Genomic DNA, 19508 nt, shown 5'->3' with positions numbered 1-19508 from the left:
TGGCCCTGACGATCAGCCAAGGGTTAATGCCCTTGAACATCGGCGCATCAGAGCCGACATAGGCGGACCAACGCACAAGAGGACTTCCATGCTCGACCTGTTCGGTTCGTCAAATGCCCAAGGCAAATTTACCCGCGACCCCGTGACCGGGGCGCTGATCCCGATGGTGGTCGAACAATCGAGCCGCGGGGAACGCAGCTTCGACATCTATTCGCGGCTGCTGCGCGAACGGATCATCTTCGTCACCGGTGAGGTTGAGGATCACATGGCCTCGGTCATCGTCGCCCAGCTGCTGTTCCTGGAAAGCGAGAATCCGTCGAAGGATATCTCGATGTACATCAACTCGCCGGGCGGCGTGGTGACGGCGGGTCTCGCGATCCACGATACCATGCAGTACATCCGCCCGCGGGTGTCGACGGTGTGCATCGGCCAGGCCTGCTCGATGGGCAGCTTCCTGCTCGCCTCGGGCGAACCGGGGATGCGCATCGCTCTGCCGCAGGCACGGATCATGGTCCACCAGCCGTCGGGCGGTGCGCGCGGCATGGCCAGCGACATCGAGATTCAGGCGCGCGAAATCCTCCGCCTGCGCAAGCGGCTGAACGAGCTTTACGCCAAGTACACGGGCAAGCCCGTCGAGGAAATCGACCTGGCGCTGGACCGCGATACCTGGCTCGATGCCGGGGAAGCCAAGGATTTCGGGATCGTCGACAAGGTCTTCGAAAGCCGTCCCGCAGCCGAGGCCGATGGCGGCGATACGGCCAAGGACGCCAAGGAATAAGTAACCCTGACGCTTCAGGCGCGGTCAATTTGGCCGTACTATGACACAGGATTGAAGAATCGCCGCGCCGGGTTACACTCCGGCGAATCCCCGCCGGCGCGGGGCAGATGGATTAAGGCATGACCAAACTGCAAGGTTCCGACGCGAAAAGCACGCTGTACTGCAGCTTCTGCGGCAAGTCGCAGCATGAGGTGCGCAAGCTGATTGCCGGCCCGACCGTGTTCATCTGCGATGAATGCGTCGAGCTGTGCAACGATATCATTCGCGAGGAAACCAAGGCCGGCATCGCCGGCAAGAAGGATGGCGGCGTCCCCAGCCCCAAGGACATCTTCGAAACGCTGAACGACTATGTCATCGGTCAGGACCGGGCAAAACGCGTTCTCTCGGTCGCGGTGCACAACCACTACAAGCGCCTCAAGCACAGCGGCAAGGGCGGCGAGGTCGAGCTGTCGAAGTCCAATATCCTGCTGGTCGGCCCGACCGGCAGCGGCAAGACGCTGCTGGCCCAGACCCTGGCCAAGACTTTCGACGTGCCGTTCACCATGGCCGATGCGACGACGCTGACCGAAGCCGGCTATGTCGGTGAGGATGTCGAGAACATCATCCTCAAGCTGCTGCAATCGAGCGACTACAACGTCGAGAAGGCGCAGCACGGCATCGTCTACATCGACGAGATCGACAAGATCAGCCGCAAGGCGGAAAACCCCAGCATCACCCGCGACGTTTCGGGCGAGGGTGTGCAGCAGGCGCTGCTCAAGCTGATGGAAGGCACCACCGCCTCGGTGCCGCCGCAGGGCGGACGCAAGCATCCGCAGCAGGAATTTCTCCAGGTCGACACGACCAACATCCTGTTCATTTGCGGCGGCGCCTTTGCCGGACTCGAAAAGATCATTGCCGACCGCCTGCAGAAGCGCTCGATCGGCTTCGGCGCGCATGTGGCCGATCCCGACAAGCGCCGGGTTGGTGAATTGCTCCAGAAGGCCGAGCCCGAGGATCTGCTCAAGTTCGGTCTGATCCCCGAATTCGTCGGCCGTCTGCCGGTGATCGCGACCCTCAACGACCTCGATATCGAGGCGCTGGTCAAGATCCTCAAGGAACCCAAGAACGCGCTGGTCAAGCAGTATGCCAAGCTGTTCGAGCTGGAAGACGTCGAACTGACCTTCACTGACGACGCGCTCGAGGCGATTGCCCAGAAGGCGATCGAACGCAAGACCGGCGCGCGCGGGCTGCGCTCGATCGTCGAAGGGCTGCTGCTCGACACGATGTTCGATCTGCCGACCGAAACCGACATCGCCGAAGTGGTGGTCGACAAGGACGTGGTCGAAGGCCGCAAGGAACCGATCCGCGTGCTCAAGGCCAAGGAAGAGGCGGCCTGACCCGGCCAGCCACGTGAAGACCATCGGCCTGATCGGCGGGATCAGCTGGAAAAGCACCGCCGAATACTACCGCATTCTCAACCAGCTCGTGCTGGAGCGGCTCGGCGGGGTGCATTCGGCGCGGATCGTGCTCTATTCGGTCGATTTCGACGAGATCGCGACCCTGCAGCACGCCGGCGAATGGGATCGGCTCGGCGAAATCATGGCCGATGCGGCGCGGGCGCTGGCCGCTGCCGGGGCCGATTTCATCCTGATCTGCGCCAATACGATGCACCTGTGTCTGGATGCGGTCGAGGCGGCGACGTCGCTGCCGGTGCTCCACATCGCCGATCCGACTGGCGCGGCAATGGCGGCACAGGGCGTGGCGCGGGCCGGTCTGCTCGGCACCGGCTTCACCATGGACCGCCCGTTCCTGGTCGATCGCATCCGCGAGGTGTCAGGGATCGAGTGTTTCGTGCCCGATGCGGCGGGCCGCGCCGACATTCACCGGATCATCTTCGACGAACTGGTCGCTGGCAAAATCGAAGCGGCATCGCAGGCGCGCTTTCGCGGACTGATCGACGAACTTGCCGCCGCTGGCGCTGAAGCCGTAATCCTGGGCTGCACCGAGCTTGTCCTACTGGTCGAGCCCGATGCGGCCTATCCGGTGCCGCTGTTCGACACCACGGCGCTCCACGCCGCTGCGGCCGTGGAGCGCGCGCTGGCCTGAGGGCGCTTACTTGCCCTGCTGGAAGAACACTTCGCCGTCGCGCTTGACGGTCATGCCGGTCTGTACGCTCTTGACCAGGACCCAGGCATCGCCGCGCTTGGCCCAGCTGTCGGTCGCGTTCATGACCATTTCCATGCTGTGTTCGACGCCGTCGTCGCCCGCGCGTTTGCCGCCGCCGACCAGCTGCTGTTCGACCGTGGCAGCATCGCCCGTGACAACAGCCGAGAGCACCTTGGTTTCAACCTTGCGCGACGGATCGGGCGATTTGCCGGCCATCCTGGTCATCCGCTCCATAACTTCGGCCGCGCTGTGAGTGCCGCCCTGGACGTCGGTCATCGTGTAGTCACTCGCCATGATCTTGCCCAGCGCGGCGGCATCGTGGGCCTCCATCGCGGTGCGCAATTCGCCGTAACGCGCCTGGAACTGGGCCTTGGCATCGTCCTGGGCCTGGGCCGGAGCGACCAGCGCGATGCTAGTGAAGGCGGCGGCGATCAGGCCGGCGTGATGGAAGGAAGCGCGCATCAAAATCTCCTTGGCACTGGAATTCGCTCGCAGCTGAACACTGCGCGGCGATCGCGCCTAGCCCGCGTTCGATGAACGGGGCTTGAGCATCGTCAGTGGGCGTGTCCGGCATGTTTGGCGGAGGCAGCATGCAGCTTGCACTCGGCTGCCGCAGCTTCGATCTGGATGGTGGCATGCTGGATCCCGAAGCGGCTCTCAAGCTCTGCGGCGATCGCGCTCAGGAACGAATCGCCGGCATGGCCGCCCGGCATGATCAGGTGGGCGGTAAAGGCGGTTTCGGTGGTGCTCATCGGCCAGATGTGCAGGTCATGCACGGCCGCGACACCGGGCAAGCCGGTCAGGTAGACGCGCACCGCTGCTTCGTCGATGTGTGCGGGAACGGCCAGCAGGCCCATCTTGATTGCGTCCTTGAGCAAGTCCCAACTGGCCCAGGCCAGCCCCAGCGTGATGATCAGGCTGGCCACCGGATCGATCCAGTTCTGCCCGGTCAGCATGATCACCAGTCCCGCACCGACGACGCTGGCCGAAACGACCGCATCGGCCATCAGATGCTGGAAGGCCGCGCGCAGGTTGAGGTCCGATTTGCGCCCGCGTGCGAACAGCAGCGCCGAAGCCAGATTGATCACGATCCCGACCGCGGCGACAGCCATCATCTGCCAGCCGTTGACCTGCTCGGGCTGCCAGAACCGTCGCAGCGTCTCGATCAGCACGGCCCCCAGCGCCACCCAAAGCAGCGCGGCATTGGCAATTGCCGCCAGGATCGAGCTGCTCTTGAGGCCATAGGTGAAGCCCTTGGACGCGGGGCGCGCCGCCAGTACAGATGCCCCCCAGGCGAGCAGCAATGACAGCACGTCGCCCAGGTTGTGCCCGGCATCCGCCAGCAGCGCGGCAGAGCCACTGACGAAGCTGGCGACGGCTTCCGCCACCACGAAACCGGCGTTGAGCACAACCGCGATGGCAAAGGCCGTGCCATGACTGCCCTGACCATGGCCGTGGTGATGGTGGCCATGCCCATGTGCATGGCCAAGCGCATGGCCGTGTCCGTGCGCTTTCGCGTCATGATCGTGGCCTTGCATTTCCCTTATGTCCTGCCTTTCGCACCTAGCGTTGCACAAATGCCGCAGTGCAGCAAGAAACCACGCTTCAGTTTTAACCACGATTGCGGGAAAAGGAAACGCACACCGTGCCGAATTAAAGCAACATTACCAAATGCCAGGCCCTTGAGTCACAATATTGCTACTGCGCCAGCCCTGCTCGCCTTGCGCTCTACCGGTGTCAACAATCTGTCACGTTACTCTGTTTTTTGTGCCGGAGCGGACTTGTATGGGAATCTGCAGGTTCAGGGGTCAGGGGCGATTCGCACCGGACTTTCCATCCGTAACGAATTGAATTCACGCCCTTTCGCGGGGCAAGTGGGGACAGACGAAATGCAGCTCAAATTTTTCCTCGCCGCCAGCGCGGCCAGCATCTCTCTCGCGTGCGGCATGGTTGCCGCTCCGGCAATGGCGCAGGAAACCTCATCGGCCGTTCGCGGTTCGGTGACTTCGGGCAGTGCACCGATTGCCGGTGCCACGGTCACGGTCACTCATGATCCGTCGGGCACCACGGCCGTGACTACAACCGCGAATGACGGCACCTTCGCCGTGAACGGTTTGCGCGTCGGTGGTCCGTTCACGGTCACCGTCGAAGCCGACGGTTTTCAGGTTGGCACAATCAATGACCTCTATCTGGAAGCCGGGGTGCCAGTTCGGCTTCCGGTCAGCCTGCAGGCCGAACAGCAGATCGTTGTCAGCGCCTCTTCGGTCCAGCCTCGCATCAAGAACAGCGATGGCCCCACCACTGCGCTGGGTCGGGCCGAGATCGACAATGCGGCTTCGATCAACCGCGACATCCGCGACCTTGCCCGCCGTGATCCGCTGGTGACCATCGACCTCACCAACAGCCGCACCATTGAAATCGCTGGTAACAATGGCCGGCTCAATCGCTTCTCGGTTGACGGCATGCAGATGTCTGACGATTTCGGTCTGAACAACGGCGGTCTCCCAACCAACCGCGGCCCGGTTCCTTACGATGCGATCGAACAGTTCTCGGTCAAGGTTGCGCCGTATGACATCGCCGAAGGCGATATGCAGGGCGGCGCAATCAATGTCGTCCTCCGTTCGGGTGGCAACAAGCTGCACGGCGGCGGCTTCTTCAGCTACACCAACGACGGCCTGACCGGCAGCAAGACCAAGAATGTCAACGTCGCGCTGGACTTCAATTCGAAGCAATATGGCGGTTGGCTCTCGGGTCCGATCATCAAGGACAAGCTCTTCTTCATGGCCGCGTATGAGCGCACGAAGGAAGGCAAGCCGATCGAAGATGGCGTCGGTCCGGCCTTCGCGAACCAGGTTCCGGGCATCACCCAGGCCGAAATCGATTCGGTAACGCAGATTGCTCAGACCCGTTTCGGTTATGACACGCAGGGTTTGCTGACGACGGCGCAAGAGCAGGATGAAAAGATCGTTGCCAAGCTCGACTGGAACATCAGCGATGGGCATCGTGCGGCGCTGACCTACATTCGTAACGTCGGCACGAACCAGTTCCAGCAGAATAACTTCCTGACCCCGGTATACGGCCTTGGTTTGAAGTCGAACGGCTATGAATTGCGTGAGGAAGTCAATTCCGGGACCTTTGAATTAAACTCATCGTGGTCCGATACCTTCTCGACCACCCTGCGTGCGTCCTATCGCGACTATAACCGTTCGCAGACCCCGTTTGGTGGGCAGGCATTCCCGAACATGGAAATCTGCCTTGACCCGACGTCGGTCAACAGCGGCAGCAACTCGGCTACATCTTGCGGCTCCGAGCGCCTGTTCATTGGTCCCGACGTCAGCCGTCACTCCAACGCGCTCAACACCGACAACCTGTCGATCGACCTCACCGCAAGGGTTGAACTCGGTTCGCAGTCGCTGCGTCTGATGGCTGGCTACACCACCATCGATACCTTCAACCTGTTCCTGCAGCGTTCGCTGGGCGATTTCTATTTCGATTCGATTGCCGATTTCCAGTCCGGCCTTGCGAACCGTCTGCGGTATCAGAATGCGGTCCCGTCGAACGATCCGAACGATGCGGCAGCGCAGTTCACCACCCGCAACTGGACCTTTGGGATCCAGGACGAATGGGAAGTGTCTGACTCGCTGAACGTGTCGGTTGGACTTCGCTATGACCTATTTGACAACAACCCGCCGCCGCCGTTGAACGCGAACTTCACCGGTCGCTATGGGTTTAGCAACCGTGCAACGTTCAAGGGCCGTGCCCTGTTCCAGCCGCGCATGGCATTCACGTGGGAGCCGACCGATCGTCTGATCGTTCGCGGCGGCGTCGGCATATTTGGCGGCGGCACGCCGGACGTGTTCCTGTCGAACGTCTTTTCAAACACGGGCCAGTTGACCAACCAGGTCGACATCAACCGGTCTAACTGTGTCGCATCGGGCAACACGTGCAGCGCACTTGGCACCTTGGCGAATCCACTTACCAGCGGCGCGATCCCGCAGAGCGTCATAAATTACCTGACCACCAACGTTGCCTCACTGGCATCCGCCGCCACCGATGTAATCGACCCCAACCTGCGTCTGGCCAACAAGATGAAGGTCTCGCTTCAGGCTGACTATAGCGCCGATCTCGGTCCGCTCGGCGACGACTGGATGTTTGGCGTGCAGTTCCTGTACGACAAGACCATCGATGCCTACATGTGGACCGACCTTCGCTCGGTTCCGGTTGGCACCTTGCCGGACGGTCGCGTGCGCTATGGCGCATTCGGGGGCATCGCCACGACGAACCGTGATCTGATGCTCACAAATACCAGCGATGGCCGCGGTATCTTCGGCACGTTCCGTTTTGAGAAGAAGTTTGGCCGTTCAGTGTCGATCGACGGAAGCTACACACGGTCCGACGTCAAGGATCGCTCGGCACTGACCTCGTCGACCTCGTCTTCGAACTACGGCAACAACGCGTTCACTGATCCGAATATCCCGGAATACGGGCGTTCGATCTATGAATACCGCGACCAGTGGAAGTTCGGCATCAATCTGACGCCGCGACTGTTCGGAGACAACAAGACGAGCTTTGGTCTGTTTGGGGAATATCGTTCGGGCCGACCCTATAGCATCACCATGCTCGACCGCTCGTCAGGTCGTGGTTCAGTGTTCGGCACCGTCGGAAACCTTGGCAACATGCTGCTCTATGTTCCGACGACGGGGGGCGATCCGAGGGTTGTGTTCGGATCCGATACGGTCAATGGCGTAACCACCACTGCCACGCAGAACGAAGCCAACTTCAACGCGCTGGTTACGTCCTTGGGTCTCGAAAAGTTCCGTGGCCAGATCGTACCTAAGAACAGTCAGACATCACCTGATTTCTTCAAGATCGACTTGCATTTCGGTCAGGAAATCCCCCTTCCGGTCGTGAACGGTGCCAAGTTCGAGCTCTTTGCCGACATCGAGAACGCGCTGAACTTGATCGACAAGGATTGGGGCGCGCTCCGTCAGTTCCCGTTCCCTTACAATGCGGCACTGGTCACCGTCACCTGTCTGGCCACGACCAATCCGACCAACTCGTGCGGACAGTACCAATACACCCGCGTTACTTCGCCCAACGTGCAGCTTCAGGCGCGCCAGTCGCTTTACGGCATCCGCGTCGGGGCCCGAGTGAAGTTCTGACCTCGATGACCATAGAATTCGGGGAAGGGGGCGCTTCGGCGTCCCCTTCTTTTTGCCCTCAGCGATAGACGCAGGCGTCCATGGCTTCGTTACGCACGACATTGCTGCGCGATGCGATGGCATTGCCGTGGCGGCGGGTGAAGCCGCCGGGGGCCACGACTTCGCGGCGCTTGGGTGCGGGCAGCGCGGCGGCGATGCGGGCTGCCTCAACCCGGGTCAGCCGCGCGGCGGAATGGCCGAAGTACTTCCTGGCACCGGCTTCGACGCCGTAGGTGCCGATCCCGGTTTCGGCGACATTGAGATAGACCTCCATGATTCGCCGCTTGCCCCAGATGTTCTCGATCAGCACGGTGAACCAGGCTTCCAGCCCCTTGCGCAGATAGCGGGTCCAGCCGGTGCCCTGCCACAGGAACACGTTCTTGGCGGTCTGCTGGCTGATCGTCGATCCACCGCGCAGGCGTGACGAGCGGGCGTTGCGCTCGATCGCCTTTTCGATCGCTTCCTGATCGAAGCCGCTGTGGCTGCAGAACTTGGCGTCTTCCCCGGCGATCACCGCATCAACCATGGTGCGGTCGATCCGGCTGAGCGGCTGCCAGCTTTTGTCGAAACCGTTGGAATCGAGCACCATGGTCAGCGTCACCGGCACGGGCACGAATTTGTAGAGCACGGTCATGCTGATGCTGATCACCAGGAAGGCAATGATTGCCCGCCCGATCCACCAGCCCAGGCGATAGGCGAATCCGTGTTTCGACGAGGGCCGCGAGGGCGTGAGGAAGCGCTTCATTGACCGCGATTCTAACGCCGCGATTCGCGCGCGCAAAGAAAAAGGGGCCGGATCGCTCCGGCCCCTCCCTCGGTGAGACGATATGTTCGCTTGTTACATACCCGAACCCGGACCGTAGGTGATTTCCACCCGGCGGTTCTGGAGTTCGCGAACGCCATCGGCGGTCGGCACGCGGGGGTTGTTTTCCCCGAAGCCCTGGCTGGTGATCGCGCCGTCCGGCACGCCATGCGAGGACAGGTAACCACGCACCGAGGTGTTGCGACGTTCCGACAGGCCCTGGTTGTAGGTCGGGCTGCCCGAACGGTCGGCATAACCGGCCAGCATGATCGGGGTGTTGGCGCAGTTGCCATAGGCGGTAATCGCGCTGTCGAGGATCGACGCGGCTTCCGGCGTGATGTCCGACTTATCCCAGTCGAAGAACACGATGTAGGGGCCCTTGTTGCATTCCACGACCGGCGGAGGCGGCGGGGGAGGCGGCGGGGGCGGCGGAGGCGGCGGCGGCGGGGGAGGCGGCGGGGGCGGAGCCACCGGCGCACCGAAGTTGTAAGCCAGAGTCAGCAGTGCCGAATGCGATTGCAGGCGGCCACGGACATTGTCGGCGCTGGTGAAAACACCCTCGCCGCTGAACGTGTAGGTCGCCGGAACATCGATCTTGCTCTGGTTGAAGTAGCGATATTTCAGGCCGATATCGACATGGTCGCTAAGCGGATAACGGATCCCGGCCAGCAATTGCCAGGCAAACCCGTCGTCGCTGCCGTCCATGCCGAAGGACGTGAACGTTGCGGGAGTGGAAGCAACCTGGATCTTGGCGTGGCTGTAGCCGACGCCGCCACCGGCAAAGCCTTGCAGGCCGTCGTCACTGCCGACGTCGATCAGTCCGTTGAGCATGAAGCTGAGCGCGCTGACATGCCCGGTTCCGGGTGATACCGGATAGGTACCCTGACCGGCCCAAACGGTGAGCGCTTGGGCAGATGCGCGGCGATAGCTGGCTTCCGCTTCAAGGCGGAAGGGTCCGAAATCATAGCCGACGATCCCGCCGAAATCGAAACCGGTCTTGGTATCGACAACGGCGATTTCGGTTCCGGCAACGGCTTCGAAGTTGTTCGAAATCTGCGGCAGCGAGAAATGGCTGTCGCGGAAGAACGACACGCCGCCATCGGCCTCGATATACCACGAATCGTCGCGCGCGACCGCTTGTGATGCGAAGGCTGTGCTGGAAAGCGCGGCCAACAGGATAAGCTTACGCATTGGAATTCCTCTCGTTCCCTGAACAAGCGACCCTATCGTAAGGCGCAGCGATTATTGCTGTCGTTGCGATCAGTATAGCGCACTCCATTCCGGAATAATTTGCCTTTTCCGACATTCTTGAAGAATTTTTTCAGGTGTCAGCCGATCCGCCGCGCCAGCGAGTGGACCGGGCCAAATCCGATCAGTGCGGCACCCACCACTGGCATGGCGACCAGCCACAAGCGTACGCCGGTCACGCCATCGGGACTGGCGATGCTGATTGCCGCAGTTCCGGCCAGGCCGATGCAGATCATCACCAGCGCCACGACCAAGCGCCACAGTGGCAATTCCCGGTCATTGCTGCCGCGTCCCATGTTCTCATAACGGCTGAAGCGTGCGATCATTGGCAGCAGCGCCAGTACATAGACCGCGAACCACAGCGGCCGTGCCAGCCACCAGGCACCGCTGCCGGGGGTGACGTGCAGGCCCAGCCCGCCGGCCAGCCAGGCTGCGACCATGACCAGCACGAAGGCGGTCAGGTGCCACAGGTAGATCGTCATGATCATGCCGTTCACCAGCACCACTGCGGTCCACACCAGCGGGCGCTGCAACCAGCGCCGCGCAGCAGGCTCGAGCAGCAAGGCAACTCCGGTCTGGGTCAGGCCCAGGGCGAGCAATGCCAGGGTCGGCGGCATCGAGTTGCTGAGATCGCTTCCCGGAACGCCGATCATCGCGACGGGATAGGGACCGAAGTGGACCAACGCGAGCAGGCACGCGAATCCGCCCAGCGCCACCGCCAACGCGCCGCGGCGCCCGATCCGTCCTTCCGGCCAGGCATAACCCAGCTGGTGCACCGCCAGCCACACGAAGCCGAAATTGGCAAAGCCGATCAGCGGCACGCCAAAGTGCAGCCGCGCCACGTCGACAGCGATCGCGCCCAGGATCAGCGCTGCGATGGAGCCCAGTCCCCAGCGCCGCCACGCCGCCCACGACCACGGCACCACGGCGGCAACCCCCAGATAGACCGCCAGGAACCATACCGGCACCAAGGCCAGCTGCGCCGCCAGCTTGACGATCGCGCGCTCTACCCCCAGCGCGGTGCCGAACAGCGCGAACAGTGTCCAGATCACGAACAGCGGCATCAGCGGCCAGACCAGCCGCCGAAGCCGGCCCGCGTACCACCCGATATAAGTTCCCCCGTCGCGCCGGTTGGCCGCCCACGACACCCCGTTGGAATAGCCGCCGACCAGGAAAAACAGCGGCATGACCTGGAACAGCCAGGTCAGCCACTGGCTCCACGGCAGGATGCCTAGCAGATGCCCGCCAACCACCGCGCCGTCCTTGATATAGGGCGCGGCGACCAGCCAATGTCCCACAACCACCGCCAGGATCGATAGCGCGCGCAGGAAATCGACATAGCGATTGCGGCTGGGCAGGGTCTGCTGCGCCAAGCCGGCAGCACGCGCCCACAATTTCGAATTCGCGGCCATCGATCCCCCTGACAACACAGACTTCATCGTCATATAGGCGAATGACGATGAAGAAAGCCCTGCCGCATCTGCGCACCCTTTCGCTGACTGTCCGATTGATCGGCGGCCTGTTTCTGGCGCTTGGCCTGCCGGGCATCGCCGAGGCCGACGATCGTGAATTCTGCGCCGACCGGCCCGGATTGGGGACGTCCTCATGCACGCTTGCCCCGGGCGATGTGATGATCGAACTGGGAATTGCCGGCTGGGACCATTCGAGCGACGCCGCTGCAGTAAGCGACGAATGGAACGCCGGAGAAGTCCTGGTGCGGATCGGGGTTGGCGAGCGGACGGAAGTGCAAATCGGGCACGACGGCTTTAGTGCCAGCCGCGTCAGGAACAGGGCAACTGGTTCGAATTCCAGGGAAAGCGGCCTTGGCGATGTCATCGTGGCAATGCAACGCGGCCTGAGCGGGGCCAATGGATCAGTAGCAGCGCAGGTCTTTCTGACATTGCCGACGGGCCGTTCGGGGATCGGCGCAGGGACTTGGTCGGTCGGGGCCAAGTTGCCCGCTACCTTGCCGCTCTCCAACGATTTCGAACTTGGCCTCACGCCGGAAATAGCCGCCGCGGCGAATGCCAGCGGTAGCGGTCGTCATCTGGCCTGGGGCGGAGTTGTCGGGCTGGGCCGGTCGCTGGGCCGATCGCTGTCGGCCGAGATCGAGCTGGCCGGTTGGCGCAATCTGGATCCGGCCGGGCATTTCACCACCGCGCAGGCGGCATTTTCGCTGGCCTGGCAGCCAGCGCGTGATTGGCAACTCGATGCGGAGATCGACCTTGGACTGACTGCGGCGACGCCAGGCCGGGCGATCAGCCTGGGCCTGGCGCGCCGATTCTAGTCGCCAAACAGCGCCCTTACGCCGCCAGCAGGCGCTTGTCGGTGGCGATGCGCAGCATCGCCTTTTGCAACTTCTCGAAGGCGCGCACCTCGATCTGGCGGACGCGTTCGCGGCTGACGTTGTATTCCTGGCTCAGCTCTTCCAGCGTCTGCGGATCGTCGATCAGCCGGCGCTGGGTGAGGATGTGCTTCTCGCGGTCGTTCAGCGTGTCCATCGCCTCGACCAGCAGGGCGTGGCGCGTGCTGGCTTCCTGCGCGTCCTCGACGATCTTGTCCTGCAGCGGGCCGTTGTCTTCAAGCAGGTCCTGCCACTGGCCTTCGCCGTCCTCGTTGAACGAGATGTTGAGCGATGCATCGCCGCCCATCATCATCCGGCGGTTCATGTTGACCACTTCCTGCTCGGACACGCCAAGGTCGGTGGCAATCTTGCGAACCTGATCAGGATGCAGATCCGAATCCTCGTAGGCGTCGAGGTTCTTCTTCATCCGCCGCAGATTGAAGAACAGCTTCTTCTGCGCCGCGGTGGTGCCCATCTTGACCAGCGACCAGCTGCGCAGGATGAATTCCTGGATGCTCGCCTTGATCCACCACATCGCATAGGTGGCGAGGCGGAAGCCGCGGTCGGGCTCGAACTTCTTGACGCCCTGCATCAGGCCGATGTTGCCCTCGGCGATCAGTTCGCTGACCGGCAAGCCATACCCGCGATAGCCCATGGCGATCTTCGCCACGAGTCGCAGGTGGCTGGTGACCAGCTGCTTGGCCGCTTCGGGATCCTGATGTTCGGCATAACGCTTGGCGAGCATGTATTCCTGCTCGGGCGTAAGTAGCGGAAATTTCTTGATTTCAGCCAGATAGCGGTTGAGGCCCTGCTCACCGCTGAGGCTGGGCATCGATGCGCTGCCCTTGGCCGGCAGATTGCTGTCACGTTCGGACATCGTCTTCATTCGTCCTTTCATCGTCGGCCTGCCCTTACCGGACCCTTTAGAGGCATCCGGTGGCGGAGACCACATAGAGTACACTTCTACACCAATAGATCAGCTTGAACGCCCCAATTCGACCAACAGTTCCTCCATATCGGCAGGGAGCGTGCTTTCGAAGCGCAGCTCGTCCCCGGTGACAGGGTGAACGAAGCCGAGAACGGCCGCGTGCAGCGCCTGTCGGGTAAAGCGAATCGCCTGAAGAATCGGGCGAAGGCGGGTCGGGCTGCGTCCATAAACCGGATCGCCCAATAGCGCATGACCGATTGAGGCCATGTGAACGCGGACCTGATGGGTTCGCCCGGTTTCCAGCCGGCATTCGACCAGCGATGCGCCGGTGAAAGCCTTCAGCAGGCGATAATGCGTTACGGCGTGCTTGCCGCGCTGGTTGAGTTCGTGAAGCACCGCCATTTTCTTGCGGTCATGGTCGGAGCGGCCGATGTGCCCGCTGACCGTGCCCGCCGGCGGCTTGGGCACGCCTGCCACCACGGCCAGATAGGCTCGCTCGATCGAATGGTCGGCAAATTGCTGGGCCAGCCCTTCGTGGGCCTTGTCGGTCTTGGCTACGACCAGCAAGCCAGAAGTTTCCTTGTCGATGCGGTGGACGATGCCGGGCCGGATCACCCCGCCGATGCCGGAAAGCTCGCCCTTGCAGTGGTGCAGCAGCGCGTTGACCAGCGTGCCGTCAAGATTGCCTGCGGCGGGATGAACCACCAGCCCGGCAGGCTTGTCGATCACGATCAGATATTCGTCCTCGAACGCCACGGTCAGAGGAATATCCTGCGCCTGGGCAACGGCAGGAGCGGCTTCGGGCACGCGGATGGTGAAGGCGGTGCCCAGGTCGGGCTTGAGGCTGGCCTGGTGCACTTCCTTGCCGCCCAGCATGACCCGGCCTTCGCCCATCAGCGCCTTGATCCGCTCTCGCGATAGGCCGCTCGCTTCGGCCAGCGCCTTGTCGAGCCGAACCCCCGCTGCGCCGATCGCGCCTTCGATGATGCGTTCCCCCCCGTTCATGGTTAGGGATGTGGGCATGGGGATCGAACTGACAAGTGGCGTACATGCCACACTGCTGGAAGAAGCGGCACGAGCGCACCCCTTCGAATGTTGCGGGTTGCTGCTGGGGCAGGGCGTGCGGATCGAGCGGGCGGTTCCGGCTGCCAACGTCCATCCCGATCCGGCGCGCCATTTCGAGATCGACCCGGCCGCGCTGATCACAGCGCACAAGGCCGAACGCAGCGGCGGAGCGCAGCTGCTCGGCTATTACCACTCGCATCCCAATGGCCGCGCCGACCCTTCGCCCAGCGACCGCGCCCAGGCGGCAGGCGACGGGCGGCTGTGGGCAATCGTCGCGAATGAGGCGGTGCTGGTCTGGCGCGATACCGCCGCGGGCTTTCAGGCGCTTCCCCTGCGACTCGTGGAAGGCTAAGGACAGGCCAAACCAGAAGGATAGTCGATGCCCGACGCTGCTGTTGACCTTGCCAGCCTGCTCTGTTCGCGCCTGTGCCACGATCTGCTCTCGCCCGTCGGCGCGATGACCAACGGGCTTGAGCTGCTGGCCGAGGAAAAAGACCCGGAGATGCGCAAGCGCTGCATGGAACTGCTCGAGCAGAGCGCCCGCACCAGTGCCGACAAATTGAAGTTCTTCCGCCTGGCCTTCGGGGCTGCGGGCGGGTTCGGCGACATGGTCGCGGTCGATGAGCCGCGCGCGCTGATCGATGCGCTGGTCGCCAGCGGCGGGCGCACGACGATCAACTGGTCACTCGGCGCGCCCAGCCTGCCCAAGGCGGCGGTCAAGATCCTGCTCAACCTGGCGCACATCGGGATCGAGGCGCTGGTCCGCGGCGGCACGCTGGATATCGGTGCCGAACAGCGCGGCGGGGCGAGTGAGATCGTGGTCCGCGCCGCCGGGCCGAAGATCGCTTTCGATCCGGTGGTCGGCCAGGCACTCGACGGGTCGCTGCCGGCGGGGCAGCTGTCCAGCCGCACTGCACCGGCCTACATGATCCAGCAGCTCGCCAAGAGCCACGGCGGCGGTCTGCAATTCGCGCTCAGCGACGAAGCCCTGGTGATGGGCGCGGTGCTGCCGGACGCATGAGCGAGCTGGTCCATCGCCACACGCCGTCGCCCAATTGGGGCGAGCGTTTGCTGCCGGTGTCGATGGCGGTGCTGCACTACACCGGCATGCGCACCGGGGCCGAGGCGATCGAGCGGCTGTGTGATCCCGATGCCGAAGTGCGCGTTTCGGCGCATTACTGCATCGAAGAGGACGGCACCGTCCACGCCCTGGTCGCTGAAGACAAGCGCGCCTGGCACGCCGGTCGCTCGTTCTGGCGCGGGGTGACCGACATCAATTCGGCCTCGGTCGGGATCGAGCTGGTCAATCCCGGTCACGAGTTCGGCTATCGCCCCTTTACCGACGCCCAGATGGAAGCGCTGCTGCCGCTGCTGGCCGAGATCGTCAAACGCCACGACATCCCGCGCGCCAACGTGGTCGCCCATTCCGACATCGCCCCGGCGCGCAAGGAGGATCCGGGCGAACTGTTCGACTGGGATCTCCTCGCCGCTCACCGCCTCGCGCTGCCGCGCCCGAAGGTGCAGATGCCCAGCCCCTACGAGAACGATGGCGCCTTCTTCCTCGCGCTCGAACGCTTCGGCTACGACATCGCGGACCCGCCCGCCGCGATGCGCGCCTTCCAGCGCCGCTGGCGTCCGCACATGATCGACGGCGTGGTCGACGGGGAGTGCTCGGCGATGCTGTTTGCGCTGCTGCTGGACAGGGATAGCGGAAAGACGAGATGATGGTCGGTTCTTCGTTGGTGACATTGAAGGGCTTATGGCTGGCGAAAATCTGGATAGTCGCGCCAGTTCTCATCGCATTGATTTTAATGCTGATATTTGGAGAAGGCGACTATATCGTTCCTGTGTTGGCCATCCTGTGGACGACTACATTTTTCATCGGTAACCGGATACGGGTCCGCAACGAACCTGGGACATTGCAGCGTTCTGCAGGCTTCCACACCAGCTTTTGGTCCTTCTGGTTAGCCCTGTTATGCTTCGCGATGACGATCGTCCTGATTGCGGAAAACGATTGGCGTCGATGTCCGCCACGCGACACAAACTGCACCTTGCGACGAGATCTTTAGGCACAAGTCGCGAACGAGATAGCGCTGGCATTTTCATTTCATCGGTCGCTGGTTTGCATACAGGACTTCGACCATCTATAGATTGTTCACGCCAGGGGGCCGGGCAGCCGCGTCATCGCAAGATGCCGAGGAAAGTCCGGGCTCCACGAAACAAGGGTGGCGGGTAATGCCCGCCGGGGGTGACCCCAGGGAAAGTGCCACAGAGAGCAGACCGCCTCGCAAGAGGTAAGGGTGAAAGGGTGCGGTAAGAGCGCACCGGGCGCCTGGTAACAGGGGCCGCACGGCAAACCCCACCCGGAGCAAGATCGAATAGGGGCGGCGCGCTGGCAACAGCAGGTCTGTTTCGGACCCGACCGCCCGGGTTGATTGCTTGAGCGTCGCAGCAATGCGCCGCCTAGAGGAATGGCTGCCAGTGCGGATACGGTCTCTCCTGGGATACCGTCCGCGCTACAGAACCCGGCTTACAGGCCCCCTGGCGTAAATTTTTGAAGGCCCGACCAGTCCCATGCGCACCCGGCTGAGCATCTGCGCAAAAAAGGTCCGCTACGCCAGCCGGCAGCACGCCTTGCTTGCCGCTGCCGGTGCAGACACGCCGCTGCGGCCCTATCGCTGCGATCGCTGCTTTCGCTTCCACCTGACCAGCCGGATTAGGGTGCGCTGATCCGGTTTAGGGCCGCCCGACACTCACATAGGTAAAGCCCTTGGCGCGCACTTCGGCGGGGTCATAGACGTTGCGCAGGTCGACCAGCACCGGGGCCGCGGCGATGCGCTTGACCCGGTCGAGATCGAGCGCGCGGAAGGCGTCCCATTCGGTGACGATCACCGTCGCGTCGGCGCCCGCGATCGCGTCGTAGGCGGTCTTCTGCATCGCCACGTCGGGCATCAGCGGTGCGGCCAGTTCCATCCCCTCGGGATCGTAGCCCGCCACTTCGACCCCGGCGTCGGACAGCGCCAGGGCGATGGCGATACTGGGGGCGTCGCGCATGTCGTCGGTGTTGGGTTTGAAGGTCAGGCCAAGCAGCGCAACCTTCTTGCCGCGCGCCGCATCCATCCCGCCCAGCGCCTCGATCACCTTGCGCCCCATCGCGCGCTTGCGGCTGTCGTTGACCGCCACCACCGCCTCGACGATGCGGGTCGGGGCCTCGTAATCCTCGGCGGTCTTGAGCAGTGCCAGGGTATCCTTGGGGAAGCACGATCCGCCATAGCCCGGCCCAGCGTGGAGGAACTTCGGCCCAATCCGCCCGTCCATGCCGATCCCGCGGCTGATGTCCTGGACGTCGGCGCCAACCTTTTCGCACAGGTCGGCCATCTCGTTGATGAAGGTGATCTTGACCGCAAGGAAGGCGTTGGCAGCGTACTTGATCAGCTCCGACGAGCGCCGGCTGGTGAACAGGATCGGCGACTTGTTGAGGAACAGCGGGCGATAGACCTCGTTCATCACGCTCCGCGCCCAGTCATCCTCGGTGCCGACGACAATCCGGTCGGGATGCTTGAAATCGCCGATCGCCGCGCCTTCGCGCAGGAACTCGGGGTTGGAGGCAACCGCGAACTGCACGCCCGGATTGGCTTCGCTCAGGATCCGCTCGACCTCGTCGCCGGTGCCCACCGGCACAGTCGACTTGGTGACGATCACTGCGGGTTGCTTGAGATTTGCGCCGATCTCCTCGGCCACGGCATAGACATAGGACAGGTCGGCGTGGCCATCGCCGCGGCGGCTAGGGGTGCCGACCGCAATGAAAATCGCCGATGCGTCCGCGATTCCTTCGGCAAGGTCAGTGGTGAAGGTCAGCCGCCCGGCCTTGACGTTGCCCGCCACCAATTCGGCCAGGCCGGGTTCGTAGATCGGCATCACGCCCTTGTGCAGGCTGTCGATCTTGGCCGGATCCTTGTCGATGCAGACCACGTCGTGGCCGAAATCGGCAAAGCAGGCGCCCGAAACCAGGCCGACATAGCCCGAACCGACCATCGCGATCTTCATCAAATGCTCCTTTGCGCGGTGGTGATCGCGCCGTCGTTGTCTCTTGCCTCGATCAGCCAGCGCTCGGTGCCTTGCAGCCCCAGCGCGGTCAGGCAACCGGTGGTATAGGCACCGGTGTCGATACCGATCCGGCCTGCCTTGATTTCAGGCTTAGCGAATATCGTGTGGCCATGCACTACCACCGCACCGAAACCGTCATCCTGGGCCAGGAAAGTGCCGCGAATCCAGTGCTGGTCGCTGACGCTTTGCTGGTCGAGCGGCACCCCGGGGCGGACCCCGGCATGGACGAAGTGGTAATCGCCGATGGTCAGGCTGTCTTCAAAGGCGGCGATGAAGTCCAGGTCTTCCCGGGGAATGTGCGTGTCGATCAGCGCCTGCACGTCATCGAGGGCGGCCGCGTGATAGGCTGCAGGGTCGATGCCATAGGACAGCACCGTCTCGCGTCCGCCATAGCGCAGGAATTCGCGCAGGACATCGCGGCTGGTCAGGCTTTCGAGCAGCATTTCCTCGTGATTGCCCTTGAGGATGCGGACCGCGCGGCGGGCCTGCAGAGCGCGCGATGCGGCGACGACTCCGGCGCTGTCGGGGCCGCGGTCGATCAGGTCGCCCAGCAATATGATGACCGTATCCGCCGGCGCGCGGGCTGCATCGTCGGTTTCGATCGCGGCAACCAGCGCGCCGAACAACGCGCGGCATCCGTGAACGTCGCCCACTGCATAGACGCGCTGTCCCGGCGGAACGGCGGCAAGGGGGGCGCGATCGGCGGCGCTGAAAAGGCGGCGGAACAGGTTCATCTAAGGGATCTGGCGGGTCGCGGCGCTATAGCCACCCCCGCCTTGCCAAACAATGACTTGTCCCGGCGTGGCGTGAAATCCTTGCATCTGGAACCGTTGCAGGAATGACACAGTGCGTGCGCTTAGCGCAACGATATACCAATTTTCAACTTGTGC

The 19508-nt window shown here is 63.0% G+C and carries 19 protein-coding genes and 1 other RNA gene; 11 read left to right on the top strand and 9 right to left on the bottom strand.

Translation table 11 applies throughout. The annotated features are described in order from the left end of the window. The first annotated feature begins 88 nt into the window (after positions 1 to 88). The 3 genes from ACFFF7_RS03780 (at position 89) to ACFFF7_RS03770 (ending at position 2863) form a co-directional block, all read left to right on the top strand. A complete protein-coding gene (locus ACFFF7_RS03780) occupies positions 89 to 778 on the top strand; it encodes an ATP-dependent Clp protease proteolytic subunit (RefSeq protein WP_379480022.1) in 690 nt (229 codons plus the stop codon). A gap of 119 nt (positions 779 to 897) precedes the next feature. Next, entirely contained in the window at positions 898 to 2154 is a 1257-nt protein-coding gene (gene clpX / locus ACFFF7_RS03775; protein WP_379480021.1) for an ATP-dependent Clp protease ATP-binding subunit ClpX, read from the top strand. Positions 2155 to 2167: 13 nt separating this feature from the next. Next, positions 2168 to 2863, top strand: coding sequence for an aspartate/glutamate racemase family protein (locus ACFFF7_RS03770; RefSeq protein WP_379480020.1), 696 nt, complete (start codon positions 2168 to 2170; stop codon positions 2861 to 2863). 6 nt (positions 2864 to 2869) lie between these two features. Here ACFFF7_RS03770 and ACFFF7_RS03765 read toward each other — a convergent pair whose 3' ends face one another. Next, on the bottom strand, positions 2870 to 3385 hold the full coding sequence (locus ACFFF7_RS03765) for a nuclear transport factor 2 family protein (protein WP_379480019.1): 516 nt from the start codon (positions 3383 to 3385) through the stop codon (positions 2870 to 2872). 92 nt (positions 3386 to 3477) lie between these two features. After that, positions 3478 to 4461, bottom strand: coding sequence for a cation diffusion facilitator family transporter (locus tag ACFFF7_RS03760; protein ID WP_379480018.1), 984 nt, complete (start codon positions 4459 to 4461; stop codon positions 3478 to 3480). Between ACFFF7_RS03760 and ACFFF7_RS03755 the strand changes: the two genes are divergently transcribed. Next, positions 4357 to 8085 (top strand): TonB-dependent receptor, encoded by a 3729-nt coding sequence (locus tag ACFFF7_RS03755; RefSeq protein WP_379480017.1) that lies wholly within the window; start codon positions 4357 to 4359, stop codon positions 8083 to 8085. The two genes, ACFFF7_RS03760 and ACFFF7_RS03755, sit on opposite strands and share 105 nt — an antisense overlap. A 58-nt stretch (positions 8086 to 8143) precedes the next feature. Here ACFFF7_RS03755 and mtgA read toward each other — a convergent pair whose 3' ends face one another. From mtgA to ACFFF7_RS03740, 3 genes are all read right to left on the bottom strand, one after another. Beyond that, a complete protein-coding gene (gene mtgA, locus ACFFF7_RS03750; RefSeq protein ID WP_379480016.1) occupies positions 8144 to 8869 on the bottom strand; it encodes a monofunctional biosynthetic peptidoglycan transglycosylase in 726 nt (241 codons plus the stop codon). A gap of 93 nt (positions 8870 to 8962) precedes the next feature. Continuing rightward, positions 8963 to 10117: an OmpA family protein gene (locus tag ACFFF7_RS03745; RefSeq protein WP_379480015.1), complete on the bottom strand. Its 1155-nt coding sequence runs from the start codon at positions 10115 to 10117 to the stop codon at positions 8963 to 8965. A gap of 137 nt (positions 10118 to 10254) precedes the next feature. Further along, positions 10255 to 11586, bottom strand: a complete 1332-nt coding sequence (locus ACFFF7_RS03740; RefSeq protein ID WP_379480014.1) for an acyltransferase family protein — start codon at positions 11584 to 11586, stop codon at positions 10255 to 10257. A gap of 47 nt (positions 11587 to 11633) precedes the next feature. Between ACFFF7_RS03740 and ACFFF7_RS03735 the strand changes: the two genes are divergently transcribed. Then, positions 11634 to 12461: a transporter gene (locus tag ACFFF7_RS03735; RefSeq protein WP_379480013.1), complete on the top strand. Its 828-nt coding sequence runs from the start codon at positions 11634 to 11636 to the stop codon at positions 12459 to 12461. 16 nt (positions 12462 to 12477) lie between these two features. Here the strand turns inward: ACFFF7_RS03735 and rpoH are convergent, their stop codons facing one another. Further along, positions 12478 to 13395 carry an RNA polymerase sigma factor RpoH gene (gene rpoH, locus ACFFF7_RS03730; RefSeq protein ID WP_379480460.1) on the bottom strand — a complete coding sequence of 306 codons (918 nt, stop codon included), beginning with the start codon at positions 13393 to 13395 and terminating at the stop codon, positions 12478 to 12480. Positions 13396 to 13494: 99 nt separating this feature from the next. Continuing rightward, positions 13495 to 14451, bottom strand: coding sequence for an RluA family pseudouridine synthase (locus ACFFF7_RS03725; protein WP_379480012.1), 957 nt, complete (start codon positions 14449 to 14451; stop codon positions 13495 to 13497). A gap of 16 nt (positions 14452 to 14467) precedes the next feature. Between ACFFF7_RS03725 and ACFFF7_RS03720 the strand changes: the two genes are divergently transcribed. The 6 genes from ACFFF7_RS03720 (at position 14468) to ACFFF7_RS03695 (ending at position 17241) form a co-directional block, all read left to right on the top strand. Then, complete coding sequence (locus ACFFF7_RS03720) at positions 14468 to 14863, top strand: M67 family metallopeptidase (RefSeq protein ID WP_379480011.1); 396 nt, start codon at positions 14468 to 14470, stop codon at positions 14861 to 14863. 27 nt (positions 14864 to 14890) lie between these two features. Beyond that, positions 14891 to 15532 (top strand): histidine phosphotransferase family protein, encoded by a 642-nt coding sequence (locus tag ACFFF7_RS03715; protein WP_379480010.1) that lies wholly within the window; start codon positions 14891 to 14893, stop codon positions 15530 to 15532. Beyond that, entirely contained in the window at positions 15529 to 16236 is a 708-nt protein-coding gene (locus ACFFF7_RS03710) for an N-acetylmuramoyl-L-alanine amidase (protein WP_379480009.1), read from the top strand. The genes ACFFF7_RS03715 and ACFFF7_RS03710 overlap by 4 nt, the downstream gene beginning before the upstream one ends. Next, entirely contained in the window at positions 16233 to 16580 is a 348-nt protein-coding gene (locus ACFFF7_RS03705) for a hypothetical protein (RefSeq protein ID WP_379480008.1), read from the top strand. The genes ACFFF7_RS03710 and ACFFF7_RS03705 overlap by 4 nt, the downstream gene beginning before the upstream one ends. Positions 16581 to 16671: 91 nt before the next feature. Then, positions 16672 to 17060: RNase P RNA component class A (rnpB, locus tag ACFFF7_RS03700), an RNA gene on the top strand. A 25-nt stretch (positions 17061 to 17085) separates the two neighbouring features. Then, positions 17086 to 17241, top strand: coding sequence for a hypothetical protein (locus ACFFF7_RS03695; RefSeq protein WP_379480007.1), 156 nt, complete (start codon positions 17086 to 17088; stop codon positions 17239 to 17241). Positions 17242 to 17247: 6 nt separating this feature from the next. On the opposite strand, the gene ACFFF7_RS03690 is transcribed toward ACFFF7_RS03695, so the two are convergent. Next, positions 17248 to 18558: a UDP-glucose dehydrogenase family protein gene (locus tag ACFFF7_RS03690; protein ID WP_379480006.1), complete on the bottom strand. Its 1311-nt coding sequence runs from the start codon at positions 18556 to 18558 to the stop codon at positions 17248 to 17250. Continuing rightward, the gene (locus ACFFF7_RS03685) at positions 18558 to 19352 is read right to left on the bottom strand and encodes a metallophosphoesterase (protein WP_379480005.1); all 795 of its coding nucleotides are present in this window, start codon (positions 19350 to 19352) and stop codon (positions 18558 to 18560) included. Before ACFFF7_RS03685 ends, ACFFF7_RS03690 begins: the two co-directional genes overlap by 1 nt. Positions 19353 to 19508: the final 156 nt, after the last annotated feature.

The organism is Novosphingobium aquiterrae (assembly GCF_042434435.1).
Taxonomy (GTDB): Bacteria; Pseudomonadota; Alphaproteobacteria; order Sphingomonadales; family Sphingomonadaceae; genus Novosphingobium; species Novosphingobium aquiterrae.
Note: the sequence above shows the minus strand (reverse complement) of the source record. Positions and strands in the feature narration are given on the sequence as shown.